This window comes from Oscillibacter sp., from assembly GCF_032060045.1.
In the GTDB taxonomy this organism is placed as follows: Bacteria; Bacillota; Clostridia; order Oscillospirales; family Oscillospiraceae; genus Oscillibacter.
Genome location: NZ_DAMBZJ010000022.1, coordinates 1 through 13,465 on the forward strand (window position 1 = coordinate 1; position 13,465 = coordinate 13,465).

Annotated in this window: 9 protein-coding genes and 1 riboswitch; of the genes, 2 read left to right on the forward strand and 7 right to left on the reverse strand. The window is 57.7% G+C overall.

The window, feature by feature from the left end; translation table 11 throughout:
• Positions 1-876: hypothetical protein (locus RT018_RS09980; RefSeq protein WP_312941535.1), on the reverse strand; the 876-nt coding region annotated here is incomplete at its 3' end.
• Positions 877-930: 54 nt separating this feature from the next.
• Entirely contained in the window at positions 931-2,181 is a 1,251-nt protein-coding gene (locus RT018_RS09985) for an amidohydrolase family protein (RefSeq protein ID WP_312941537.1), read from the reverse strand.
• Between the two features lie 53 nt (positions 2,182-2,234).
• Positions 2,235-2,335: riboswitch (purine riboswitch) on the reverse strand.
• 193 nt (positions 2,336-2,528) lie between these two features.
• On the opposite strand from RT018_RS09985, the gene RT018_RS09990 reads away from it, so the two are divergent.
• Positions 2,529-3,338 carry a ZIP family metal transporter gene (locus tag RT018_RS09990; protein ID WP_312941539.1) on the forward strand — a complete coding sequence of 270 codons (810 nt, stop codon included), beginning with the start codon at positions 2,529-2,531 and terminating at the stop codon, positions 3,336-3,338.
• A gap of 353 nt (positions 3,339-3,691) precedes the next feature.
• On the opposite strand, the gene RT018_RS09995 is transcribed toward RT018_RS09990, so the two are convergent.
• From RT018_RS09995 to RT018_RS10010, 4 genes are all read right to left on the reverse strand, one after another.
• The gene (locus RT018_RS09995; RefSeq protein WP_312941598.1) at positions 3,692-4,960 is read right to left on the reverse strand and encodes a competence/damage-inducible protein A; all 1,269 of its coding nucleotides are present in this window, start codon (positions 4,958-4,960) and stop codon (positions 3,692-3,694) included.
• Between the two features lie 18 nt (positions 4,961-4,978).
• The gene (locus tag RT018_RS10000; protein WP_312941541.1) at positions 4,979-5,155 is read right to left on the reverse strand and encodes a hypothetical protein; all 177 of its coding nucleotides are present in this window, start codon (positions 5,153-5,155) and stop codon (positions 4,979-4,981) included.
• Positions 5,156-5,166: 11 nt separating this feature from the next.
• The gene (gene thiI, locus RT018_RS10005) at positions 5,167-6,354 is read right to left on the reverse strand and encodes a tRNA uracil 4-sulfurtransferase ThiI (protein ID WP_312941542.1); all 1,188 of its coding nucleotides are present in this window, start codon (positions 6,352-6,354) and stop codon (positions 5,167-5,169) included.
• Between the two features lie 126 nt (positions 6,355-6,480).
• Entirely contained in the window at positions 6,481-7,998 is a 1,518-nt protein-coding gene (locus RT018_RS10010) for a YifB family Mg chelatase-like AAA ATPase (RefSeq protein ID WP_312941543.1), read from the reverse strand.
• 368 nt (positions 7,999-8,366) lie between these two features.
• Between RT018_RS10010 and nifJ the strand changes: the two genes are divergently transcribed.
• Positions 8,367-12,026 (forward strand): pyruvate:ferredoxin (flavodoxin) oxidoreductase, encoded by a 3,660-nt coding sequence (gene nifJ / locus RT018_RS10015; protein WP_312941545.1) that lies wholly within the window; start codon positions 8,367-8,369, stop codon positions 12,024-12,026.
• A 210-nt stretch (positions 12,027-12,236) separates the two neighbouring features.
• On the opposite strand, the gene RT018_RS10020 is transcribed toward nifJ, so the two are convergent.
• Positions 12,237-13,465, reverse strand: a 1,229-nt coding sequence (locus RT018_RS10020) for a sigma 54-interacting transcriptional regulator (protein ID WP_312941547.1), incomplete at its 5' end; no start/stop codon positions are given.

Sequence of the window (13,465 nt, forward strand, 5' to 3'; positions counted from 1 at the left end):
GCCCTCCACAAGCCCCGTCAGGTCCTGTTCACCAAAGTATGACGCCTGATACTCTTTCCCCGCAACCGTGACCGTTTCCACTTTGAGGGGATCTATGTCCTTTGCAAGATAGGAAAGGTCCTCAGACCGAAGGGCCGCGCCATAGCGCGCGGCAAGCTGGTTTGCCATGCAGGGGACGGAGCCGGTAGAAGACTCCATGTCCTCAATTCCGGTGTGAGCACTGCCGTAAATCCCCATAATGCTTTCGCCGTCCAGCTGGTCAAATTCACGAATAAAATTCTCCACCATGGTATTTTCACGGTATGCCTCGTCGTATTCCTCGTAATAAAGCTCACCTTGACGGATGGCCTCCTGCGCGAGCCGATATTGCTCCGACTTCGTTTCGCCCGCTTCTTCAAGGATTTGCAAAAACCGCTTTCCGGTGGTTTGACGCTGGTGCCCCACATCCGTCCCGTGAAATATGGTTTTGGGACACTCGCTTTTGATTTTTTGATAAAACGCTTTTACGTCCGGGGTATGGTCGCTGGCTCCGTCCCAATCGTCATAGACCGCATCCAGAATCGCGTCGTCGTCCTCCTGCATCCACATATTTAAGAATTCCCCGGTATAATACGGAATTTCTATAAACAGATGCCGCATGCCTTGGGTATCGTAATAATCCTGCCACAGCTCAAATTCCCGATCCAGTATTTTTGGAACGCCGTGCTGTTCTCCGTAAAGCATAATCTCTACGCTGTCAGAGGGAAAAACGACCGATGTTGCGGACGCTGAAGCCGCTGCGGATGCGGCGCTCCCCGCCCCGGTTTGGGAACAGGCCGAAAGTGTCCCCAAAAGCAGCAAAGATACCAGCAAGGAACAACATTTTTTACAGTTCACGAGATACAATCCTCCAGATATTAAATATACAGTTTTCAGTGCTGTCCAGCATGTTTACAAAACCCTGCGTCCCGCGCTCCAGACGGCCCGCACGGCTCTCTCCTGTCTGCGGCAGACGGCTCGGGCCAGCCGTTCCTCCGCCGTGGGCAGCGGGGGCAGGTCACCGTCGTCCAGCGCCATGGCGTGGAGCGGCTCCCCCACGGCAAAGCCGGGTTCGGCGCCGAAAAACGCCGCGCCTGCGGAGGTAGCCAGATACCAGCCTTCCGCCACGGAGAGTGCGTCCGTCTTCCAGTCGTCCAGAATGCGGCGGGCCTTGGAGGCCCGGATGGTGGAAGCAGTCACATTGAACATAGAGACCGTGTCCCCTCCCGCAATGTCGCTGCCCAATGCTACCTTCACCCCCTCGTTCAAAAGCGCGCGAACGGGCGCCACGCCGGAGCAGAGGTTTAGGTTGGAGTCGGCACAGTGGACGGCGGTCACGCCGCCCTCCTTCATAGCCCGCCGCTCCCGCTCATCGGAAAAGACGCAGTGAGCCATCACGGTTCGCCCGTTCCAAAGTCCGTATTTGGCATAGGTCTGCCAGTACTGCCCGCAGTCGGGGTGCAAGTTGCACACCCACGCCTGCTCCGCCTGATTCTCCGAAAGGTGCGACTGCACGGGCAAATTCCGCTCCGCCGCCAGTTTCCCCAGAAAGGCCATCAGCTCATCCGTACAGGAGGGGGTAAACCGAGGTGTGAGGATCGGTTTTATATGAACAAATCGTTCGCACTCATCCAGCCAGCGAAGGGTTTCCTCCATGGATTCCTCCGTGGTTTCCTGCAAGTGTTCGCCCCCGTTGCGGTCCATGTTCACCTTACCCACATAGCCGGTAACTCCGGCCTTTTCCAGCTCTTCCATCAAAATCAGCGTGGCTTTTCTGTGGAGGGAGGAAAACATACACACCCGCGTAGTTCCGTTTCGGATCAGCTCCTGCGCAAGAGCGCAATGCTGCTCCCGGGCGTACTGTTCGTTGGCAAAGCGGGCCTCTGTGGGAAAGGTATAGGCATTCAGCCACTCCAGCAGCGGCAAATCCATCCCGGTGCCCAGCATGGGGTACTGGGGGCCGTGGAGATGGAGGTCCGTAAACGATTGGGTAATCAGGCAGTTTCCGAAATCCTCTAGGGGTGCATCAGCGTATCGCTCCGGCAGCTCGTCGAACACACCGGTAAGCACGCCGCCCTCCAGCGCGAGATAGCCGGGGGCGTGAACCTCCAGCTTGCCAAGAGACGGAGCGGAAACAAGGACGCCTTTTATAATTGAGGTCATAAAATCGCTTCCTTTCCAAAAGTCCGGCAGAACGAAAAAGCGCCCGTCTGCGCTCCCGCGCAGCGGACACCCATAGCAGAGCCTTTCGGCGGCTCCGTAGAAACTTTCGCACCGTTTCCAGCGAAATTATATGAGCCTTTTCAATTTTCCTGCCCAACATGTGACAATAGCTTCACAATAGCACAGTTTTTTCCGGATTGCAAGCCCCGTCACACCTGCTCTTCGTTGTGCTTATACTGGTGCATACGGGCGGTGTCTCGCCTGGCGGAAAGGCGGGACAACTTGCGCGCAGTCCGGTTCCAGACCTCCGGCAGCGCACATACGCCTTGAAAGGTAGGTACCATTACATGATTCAGCCGCTTTTATGGGCGGCGGCGGGGACGGGGTTTACCTTTGCCATGACCTCGCTGGGCGCCGCCACAGTCTTCTTCTTTCGTGACATACCGAATGACAAAATTCAGCGGGTACTGCTGGGCTTCGCCGCGGGCGTAATGACCGCCGCGTCCGTATGGAGCCTACTTTTGCCGGCCATTGAACAGGCCCGTACATGGCAAATCCCCGGCTGGATTCCAGCAGCGGGAGGAATGCTGCTGGGCGTGGTGTTTCTGGCGGCGCTGGATGCGCTGCTCCCCCGGCTCCGAAAGGAGCGGGAAATTGCGGACCCAGGCTGGAAGCAGACGGTTCTGCTGACCACCGCCATCACTCTGCACAACATTCCGGAGGGAATGGCAGTTGGACTCGCTTTTGCTCTGGCAGCCCAGGGTGAGAGCTTTGCGGGCGCGACGGCCCTTGCCATTGGCATCGGTATTCAGAATTTTCCCGAGGGGGCGGCTATTTCTCTGCCTCTGCGCCAACAGGGTTGGAGCCGCCTGCGCTCTTTTACAGGCGGTGCGCTCTCTGGCATTGTAGAGCCGTTGTTCGGCGTAGCAGTGGTGCTGGTGGCGGCGGGAGTTCGTCCCCTGATGCCGTGGCTTTTAAGCTTTGCGGCAGGGGCGATGCTATATGTGGTGGTGGAGGAGCTGGTGCCTCAGGCCCACAGCCGTGCCGGAACCTGCGGGTTTGTAGTGGGCTTTCTCATTATGAATAGCAAATTATCCGAGCAAAGGCGCGAAAAAAGCAGTCGAGAAGAAATATCTCAACTGCCTTTGTTTGGATAATTTCATAGCACGAAACCGCCACCTATGGGGAAAGTATAATTTATCTTGCCCGATTATTGACAAGTATAGTATCCGCAAAAGCCTCGCAAATCAGAGATTCCAACAAATAGGAAAAATTGAAATTATACTTTCGGGCGCAACAAATAAACCTCCACTGGTATCGTTCCAGCCGTTTTTCTTTAGAGGCAACGTTGTTTATGTTGTGATGCTATTTTATCAGCAGTCGAAATTCCTGTCAATACCACCGCCGAAGGCGGTTTAGTGCAATGATGGTGCTGGACGTGGCGCTGGGGTAAGCAGCAGCAAAAAGCGGACGCAGGGAGTCTTCCCGCGTCCGCCTGTTTTTTATTCGATTATTGTTCCCGCATCGGTTCTAACACAAGACCCGTGAGATAGCGCCGCACCATGTCCAGCCCAGTGTTTGCCGCCAACGCGCGGATGCGCTCCCGCTTCCGCCGCCCCAGCGTAAGCTTTCGGCAAAACGTCCCCTCTGGCGTGCACAGCCCCAGATACACAAGCCCCACGGGATTTCCCCGCTCGTCTGTGTCTGGCCCTGCCACACCGGTAACGGAAATTCCAAGCTCCGCCCCGGTGACAGCGCAAACGCCCTCTGCCATAGCCCGGGCCACAGGCTCGGACACCGCGCCGAATTCGTCCAGCAACGCCCACGGCACACCCAGCACGTCCGCTTTTACGGAGGACCAATAGGACACCACTCCCCCGCGGTACACGGCGGATACTCCCGGTAGCTCCGTCATCCGCTGAGCAAGCAGACCGCCGGTGCAGGACTCTGCCGTGGCCAAGCTAAGCCCCCGTTCCTGTAAAAGCGTTTTGCACGCCTCTTCCAGCGAGGAGACGTCTATCCCGTAAACCACGTCTCCAAGGGCCTTTTTCACCTCGTCCACCACGGGGGCAAGCATTGCCTCCGCCCTGTCGCGGGTTTTGGCCTTGGCGGTCACCCGCAGGCACATTTCCGCAGGCTTTGCATAGGTGGCAAGACTGGGGTTTTTCATCCGGGACATATTCTCCCGCAAAAGCTGGTCCACGGCGGACTCTCCTATGCCAAAGCAAAGAATATCGTGAGAGAGGATGATTTCATCGGACAGGCCCCGCAGATACGGCTCCGCGTGGCGGTGAAGCATGGATTCGCACTCCTCAGGCGGCCCGGGCAGCATCAACACATGAACCCCGCCCTCGTAAAAGGCGCAGCCGGGTGCGGTGCCCACGGGGTTGTCAAACACCGTGCAGCCCTCCGGCAGTTCGGCCTGACGCAGGTTATTCTCCGGCATGGGGACGCGAAACACGGTTTCGTATAGCCCACGAAGTTCTTCGGCAATATCCGCCCGGAACGTAAGCCTTCGCCCAAAGGTACGGCAGACAGTCTCCTTGGTGAGGTCGTCGTAAGTCGGCCCCAGTCCGCCCACGGTGATGATCACATCCGCCCGTTTCCGGGCGATATCCAGCGCCGCTTCCAGCCGCCCGGGGTTATCCCCCACCACGGTGTGCCAAAACACATTGACGCCCAAGCCGCGCAAACTTTGGGAGAGGATCTGGGCGTTGGTATTTGCAATGCTGCCGAGAAGCAGCTCTGTTCCCACGGCAAGAATTTCAGCGGAAAGCATGATCACTCAGAACCCTTCTTATTCGGATTTTTTGTTTGCGTGCCGTATCTTAAAATCGCGAAACAGCGCGATTGCTGCCGCAAGAAAGCTCAGCCCGGAAGCCACGAGATAGAGTGTCTGAAAGCCGTTTTGCGATGCCACCACCAGCCAGATGACTCCCGCCGCAAAAAACAGCGCGGTGGTACGCAAATTCATCCCGTTCCATTTCACGGCTTTACACGGATTCTTTCCCGTCTCGCCATCGCCTCGTTCACCAGACCCTCGATGTCCAGCACCGCCTCGGCTGTGCGAACGTCCTCCAGATTGGGCCGGGTGCTGGGATGGCGGGGTGTGAACACGGTGCAGCAGTCCTCATAAGGGAGAATGGACGTTTCATAGCAGCCGATTTCTCTGGACAGGCGGATAATCTCCACCTTGTCCATGCCGATAAGGGGACGCAGGACGGGCAGCGTGGTCACATCCTCCGTCACCCCGAGGGCGGGCAACGTCTGGCTTGCCACCTGGCCCAAAGACTCGCCGGTAATCAGCGCACCGGCGTGCACGCTCCGGGCGACTTTTTCGGAAAGGCGCATCATAAATCGGCGCATGATGAGGGTGAAATATTCCTCAGGACAGTGCTTGCGGATTTCCTCCTGAATTTTGGTGAAGGGAACGATATGCACCGTCATTCGTCCACACCACGCCGTCAGAAGTCTTGCCAGCTCCAGCACCTTGTCCTGCGCCTGCTGGGAGGTATAGGGCGGGGAGACGAAGTGGACCATTTCCAACTGCACACCCCGGCGGGCCATCATCCAAGAGGATACCGGCGAGTCGATTCCGCCAGACAGCAGGCTCACCGCCGTGCCGCCCATGCCGATGGGCAGGCCTCCCGCGCCGGGAGCGGCGGGTGCGTGGACATACGCCGCCTTTTCCCGGACCTCCACATGCACTGTCAGATCCGGCTTGTGCACATCCACGGACACATTGGGAAAGCGTTCTGCCAAAAGGCCGCCCACTGCCTGCGAAATCTGAATGGAATTCAGGCGGAACAGCTTGTCCGCCCGCTTGGATTCCACCTTAAAAGTTCTGGCCGCTGCAAATTCCTCTTTCAAATACGCCGCCGCCGTTTCAAAAATGGCGTCCACGTCCTTTTCGCAGGGAACGGCCCTGGCAACGTTCACCACACCAAACACCTGACGGCAGGCGGTCAGCGCCTCCGCCATGTCGCAGTCTTCCCCCCTGGGCTCTACATAAATGGTGCTCTGACGCAAATACACGTTGAAGCTGCCGCAGCGGCGCAAACGGCGACTGACGTTGCTCACCAGCTTATCCTCAAAGGTGTGGCGGTTCAGCCCCTTCAGGACCACCTCGCCCAGCTTCAGCAGGAAAATTTCCCGCGTGTCTTGGTTTGTCATAAAACCCTCCGATTGGTTGAATTGAAATATTCGGGCAAACCCCTTAGAAAAGGCACTTTTCACTGCAATTCCCGGCTTATCAGGGCCTTATTCCGGCGGCAGCAATCCGGTTCTGTCAAGGAGACGTCAGCCCTTTAAAATTTCCGTATTACGGTATTGCACGGCCTCGGCCAGGTGGGGCGCTTCGATGCGCTCCGATCCTTCCAGGTCCGCAATAGTGCGGGCCACCCGCAGCACCCGGTCGTGGGACCGAGCAGTAAGACCCATCCGCTCAAAGGCAGACTTCATCAGCCTGTCCCCCGCCGCGTCCAGCTCGCAGAACGTAGCCAGCATGGAGGGCGGAAGCTGGGCGTTGCATTTCACGTCCGACCCCGCAAAACGGGCAAGCTGAAGCGCCCGTGCCATCAGTACCCGCCCTCTCACGACGGCGGAATCCTCCGGAGCGGTTTTTCGCCGCAGGGCCTCGTATTCAACCGACGGCACGTTGATGTGCAAATCTATGCGATCAAGCAGCGGACCGGAGATCTTCTCCACATACCGCTCTACATCCCGCCGAGAGCAGGTACACTTTCCAGAAGGATGCCCCTTCCAGCCGCAGCGGCAGGGATTCATGGCGCAAATCAACTGAAACCCTGCGGGCAGGCGCAAAGTCCCCCCTGCCCGGGACACGGTGACTTCCCCGTCTTCAAGTGGCTGACGCATGGCCTCCAGCACATCCCGGTGAAATTCCGGAAGCTCGTCTAAAAACAAAACGCCGTTGTGCGCCAGAGACATTTCTCCCGGCCGCAGAGCCGGGCCGCCCCCACTAAGCGCCACAGCAGAGGACGTATGGTGAGGCGCGCGGAAGGGGCGACGGGATAAAAGGGGACTGCCCGGGTCCGTCAGCCCCGCCACGGACCAGATTCCGGAGACAGCCAACGCCTCGTCCCGGGTCATATCCGGCAGAATGGAGGGCAGGCGCTTTGCCAGCATGGACTTTCCCGAGCCGGGAGAACCGATTAACAGCAAATTGTGCCCCCCGGCAGCGGCAATCTCCAGCGCCCGCTTCACATTTTCCTGCCCCATCACGTCCCGCAAATCCGGCAGGGCCTCCGTCTCCTCCTCCGGGAGCCACGGCTCCTTTGGAGCAATGGGCATTTCGCCGCGAAGATGAGCCACCAGTGCGGCTACATCCGAAACGCCGTAAACCGTCAGCCCTCCTGCAAGGGTGGCCTCGGCCGCGTTCTCCGCCGGAACAAAGAGTTGCTTCACTCCCGCGTCCCGCGCGGCCATGGCCATGGGCAGCACGCCGCTGACCCCCCGCACCGCCCCGGTGAGAGATAGTTCCCCCAGAAACGCCGCGTCGGGCGGAAGCTTTTTCAGCTCCTCCGCCGCGGCAAGAATGCCGATGAAAATGGGCAAATCATACATCGTCCCCGCCTTTTTCCGGTTGGCGGGAGCCAAATTCACCGTAATGCGGCTGACGGGAAATTTCACTCCGCAGTTTTTCACTGCCGCCCGAACCCGCTCACGGGCCTCCCGCACGGCAGCGTCCGGTAGGCCCACAATATCAAACGCGGGCAGACCGCCGGAGAGAAAGCACTCCGCGCTCACCTCGTAGCCCGAAATTCCGTTCAGCCCCAGCGAGCGGATGGACACGACCATGGGTCTACCTCCTAAATCAATTGACGGTAACACGGTGGAAAACGCCCGCCCGGCAAACACTTCCGGTGGGCGAGGTATGACAAGCCGCAAAAAGCAGACAGGTAAAACCTCTTTACAAAAGCACGCTTATTTTACCACAAAATGACGGAGATGGAAACCCTTCCACGAAAAAAGTGTTCAATAATCGGGAGTTCTTTTGGACTTTACGCAGAAAAACAGGATTTTACCCTTAGAATCACAAGGTAAATGTTTACATGGTAAAATCGCAGTGTTATAATTACTTTACACGGATATCGTTCGGGAAAGCGGATTCGTGGCTTCGTTAAAATGCCGCCGCTTGCGGGCGGTAACAATTAGGAGGTAAGCTTATGGCACGAAAATTTAAGTCCATGGACGGTAATAACGCTGCTGCTTATGTCAGCTACGCGTTTACTGAGGTGGCGGGTATCTATCCGATTACCCCGTCGTCCCCCATGGCGGACCTGGTGGACCAGTGGTCTGCCGCTGGACAGAAAAACATCTTCGGCACCAAAGTGAAGGTGGTGGAGATGCAGTCCGAGGCAGGCGCCTCCGGCACCGTCCACGGCTCCCTGACTGCCGGTGCCCTGACCACCACTTACACCGCCTCTCAGGGCTTGCTGCTGATGATCCCCAACATGTACAAAATGGCGGGTGAGCTGCTGCCGGCGGTGTTTCATGTCTCCGCCCGAACGGTTTCCACCCATGCGCTGAACATCTTTGGCGACCATTCCGACGTGATGGCTTGCCGGGCCAGCGGCTTTGCCCTGCTGTGCGAGGGCAACGTGCAGGAGGTCATGGACCTCAGCCCCGTGGCGCATCTGGCCTCGATTGAAGGCCGTGTTCCGTTTGTAAACTTCTTTGACGGCTTCCGTACCTCTCACGAGGTGCAGAAGGTGGCCGTGTGGGATTACGAGGACCTGAAAGAAATGTGCAATATGGACGCCGTGGGTGCGTTCCGCAATCACGCGCTGAACCCCGAGCGGCCCACCACCCGCGGCTCTCACGAGAATGGCGACATCTTCTTCCAGCACCGCGAGGCCTGCAACCAATTTTATGACGCGCTGCCCACCGTGGTCGAAAAATACATGGGCAAGATTAACGAGAAGCTGGGCACCGATTATCAGCTCTTCAACTATTATGGCGCGGACGACGCCGACCGCGTGATCATTGCCATGGGCTCCATCTGCGACGTGACCGAGGAAGTCATCGACTACCTCAACGCACACGGCGAGAAGGTTGGCCTTTTGAAGGTGCGGTTGTATCGGCCCTTCGCCCCCGAGAAAATGCTGGCCGCCATCCCCGCCACGGCAAAGAAGATCGCCGTGCTGGACCGCACCAAGGAGCCCGGCTCTCAGGGCGAGCCTTTGTATATAGACGTGGTTACCGCCTTTGCAAACGCCGGACGCGAGGCCGAGATTATTGGCGGCCGGTATGGCCTTGGCAGCAAGGACACCCCGCCCCGCAGCGTCTTCGCCGTGTATGAAGAGCTGCAAAAGGCCCAGCCCCGCCGCCAGTTCACCATCGGCATCGTGGACGATGTGACCAATCTTAGCCTGCCTGAGAAGGACGTGCCCTCTACCGCCGCTGCGGGCACCATCGAGTGCAAGTTCTGGGGCCTTGGCGGAGACGGTACCGTGGGCGCCAACAAGAACTCCATCAAAATTATCGGCGATCATACCGATAAATATATTCAAGCTTACTTCCAGTACGACTCTAAGAAGACCGGCGGCGTTACTATCAGCCACCTGCGCTTCGGCGACAAGGCCATTCGCAGCCCGTATTATATCAACAAGGCTGACTTTGTGGCTTGCCACGTTCCCGCCTATATCACCAAGGGCTTTCCCATTGTGCGGGACGTGAAACCCGGCGGTACTTTCTTCATCAATTGCCAGTGGAGCGATGAGGAACTGGCCGAGAAGCTGGACGCCGCCTCCAAGCGCTATATCGCCGAGAACAACATTCAGGTCTACACCATCGATGCCATCGACCTGGCCGCCAAGATCGGCATGGGCAAGCGCACCAACACCATCCTCCAGTCCGCCTTCTTCTCTCTGGCAAAGGTTCTGCCCGGAGAAGAGGCCATAGGCTATATGAAGGATGCAGCCACTCGCTCCTACCTGAAGAAGGGTCAGGACGTGGTGGATATGAACCACAAGGCCATTGACATGGGTGCCACCGCCTATAAGAAATTCAACGTCCCCGCCGACTGGAAGGACGCAGCGAAGGCCACCGAAGTCAAACGGGCCGAGGGCGCGCCGGCGCTTGTCAAGCAGGTGGAGGACATTCTGTGGCCTGTGGGCAAGATGGATGGCGACAGTCTGCCTGTCTCCGCCTTCCTGCCGCATGTGGACGGCCAGTTTGAGCTGGGCGCAGCCGCCTATGAAAAGCGCGGCGTCGCCGTCAGCGTCCCCACTTGGGATCAGGTGAAGTGCATCCAGTGCAACCAGTGTTCCTATGTCTGCCCCCACGCCACCGTCCGTTCCTTCGCTTTGACGGAGGAAGAGGCCGCTGCCGCTCCCGCCGCCATGAAGATGGCGGACGTGAAGGTCGGCAAGGGCAAGGGTGTTTACAAGTTTGCCATTTCCATCTCTCCGCTGGACTGCATGGGCTGCGGCGTTTGCGCGAAGCAGTGCCCCGTCGGTGCGCTGAGCATGGTTCCTCAGGAGCAGGAGGCTCCCCAGCAGGAGGTCTTTAACTACTGCGTTTCTAAAGTCTCCATCAAAAAGGACATGCAGGACAACACCGTCAAAGGCAGCCAGTTCCGCCAGCCTCTGCTGGAGTTCTCTGGCTCCTGCGCCGGCTGCGCCGAAACCAGCTATGCCCGTCTGGTCACGCAGTTGTTCGGCGACCGGATGTATATTGCCAACGCCACCGGCTGTTCCTCCATCTGGGGCGGTCCCGCAGCCACCTCTCCTTACTGCGTGAACAAGGAGGGCCACGGCCCCGCGTGGGCAAACTCCCTGTTTGAGGACAACGCAGAGTTCGGCCTTGGCATGTATCTGGGGCAGAACGCCATTCGCAACAGCCTGAAGGAAAAGACGCAGGCCCTGATCGCCGTGGAACATGCCCAGTCCTTCGTGAAAGAAGCAGCACAGGCATGGCTGGACGCCATGGACGACAGCGCCGCCAGCGCCGAGGCTTCCGAAAAGTATGTTGCCGCGCTGAAGTGCGGTATTCTGGGCGTGGATGAAGCCATCAAATTTATAAGCAGCCCCGCCGCCAAGGAGAAATTCGGTGCACAGCAGGCTGAGCTGCTGGCCCACATGAAGGAGCTGGAGGCAGCAGGCAAGACCCAGTGCGACTGCGAGGCCTGCACGCTGGCCGCAGAGATTCTGGCCCAGGGCGAGTATCTCACCAAGAAATCCACCTGGATCTTCGGCGGAGACGGCTGGGCATATGACATCGGCTTCGGCGGTTTGGATCACGTTCTGGCCTCCGGCAACGACGTGAACGTCTTTGTCTTCGATACCGAGGTTTACTCCAACACCGGCGGTCAGGCTTCCAAGGCCTCCAGCATCGGTCAGGTGGCTCAGTTTGCCGCCGCCGGCAAGGAAGTCAAGAAAAAGTCTCTGGCCGAGATTGCCATGAGCTATGGCTATGTGTACGTGGCGCAGGTGGCCATGGGCGCCAACCCGGCCCAGACCCTCAAGGCCATTCAGGAGGCCGAGGCCTATCCCGGTCCGTCCCTCATCATCGGCTACTCTCCCTGCGAGATGCACTCCATTAAGGGCGGCATGACAAACTGCCAGGTGGAAATGAAGAAGGCCGTGGAGTGCGGCTATTGGAACCTGTTCCGCTTCAATCCCGCCGCCGAAGGCGCAAAGTTCACCCTGGACTCCAAGGAGCCCGCAGGCGGCTATCAGGACTTCCTGATGAGCGAGGCCCGGTATTCCCGCTTGACCCGCGAGTTCCCGGACCGCGCCAACGAACTGTTTACCCGAAGTGAGGACGCCGCCAAGGCGCGCTATGAGAAACTGCTGAAGCTGAAGTCTCTGTACGCCGAGTAAGCCTTTTCTCTGCGCAAAGCTGCCGGATATGGATTGATTGAGCAGCCTTGCAAACTTGAGGGTTCACCGTATGTGCATTTTTTCAGCATGCATTTTTCTACTCTCAATTTAATAATAGAGGCTCCCGGCCGAAAAAGCCGGGAGCCTCTGTTATTTCAAAATCATTCGCGAGAATCACTGCGTTCCACAGACTTGGACCGCTCGGTTCCCTCATCTGACGTACTTGGCGATTTTACGCACAGCAGTGGCCTGCGAAATGCCAAGCCGTTTCGCAACGCCCACGGTGGTGCCAACCAACCCATAGGCATCCCGTACAATCTGGCCCTCGTAGGCATCCAGCCGCTCCTGCAGTGTTGCGGCGGGATTGATCGCCCCCTCCTCGGCCGGAGCCGTTTCGTCGGAAAATTCAGAGGGCAGCGCAGACACATCAATCACCGGATCCTGCACCGTAATGGCCAGACGTTCCATCAGATTTTCCAATTGGCGCACGTTCCCGGGCCAATGGTACATCTCCAGAAAATTTAAAAATCTGGAGCTGAACGTCAATTCCTTTTGATACTCCCGGTTAAACCGGGTCAGGAATTGGTAGGCCATGGGCAGCACGTCCTCCTTCCGCTCCCGCAGGGGCGGAATCTGCATCCGGATCACGTTAAGCCTGTAAAACAGGTCCGAGCGAAACAGTCCGTCCGCCACATCCTTCTCAAGATTCCGATTCGTGGCCACAATCAGCCGGAAATCCAGCACGATCTTGCGATTGCCGGAAACACGCTCAATGGTCTTTTCCTGAATCAATTGCAACAGCTTGGACTGCAAGGCGGTGGGCAACTCCCCAATCTCGTCGAGAAACAGCGTTCCGTGGTTGGCCAGCTCAATCTTGCCGATTTTGCCTCCGGAGGACGCTCCGGTAAACGCGCCCTTCTCATAGCCAAACAGCTCCGACTCAATCAGATTTTCATGCAGCACGGCGCAATTGACCTCAATAAACGGGCCTGTGGAAAAATCGCTCATTTTATGAATCATTTTGGCAATGGCACTCTTGCCGACGCCTGTCTCTCCCGTAATCAAAATATTGGCCCGGGTGTTGGCAGTATTTTGCATCAGGATAAGAAGCTTTTGCATCGGCGGACTTTTAAACAGCAAATCCGCCGCCACCATGTTCTTTGCCCGCAGGTCGGCAAGCTCTTGGGAATACTGCTGCACAGATTCCTGAAGCCGCTGGTAATTGCGATGGATGGTGTTCATCTGCTCCATAGACAGCGTATTGAAGCAGGCAGCATATTTGAGCTTACCCTGATTGTCAAACAGAGGAATGCCCACAGTCAAAACGTTCTTATTTACATGGTTAACCGTCTGCACCGTTATGATTTTTCGCTTTTCGCGAATAATCTGCGCGGTGATACAAGGCTGAAAAGTCCCGTCCCGCTCCAAATCAAACACCG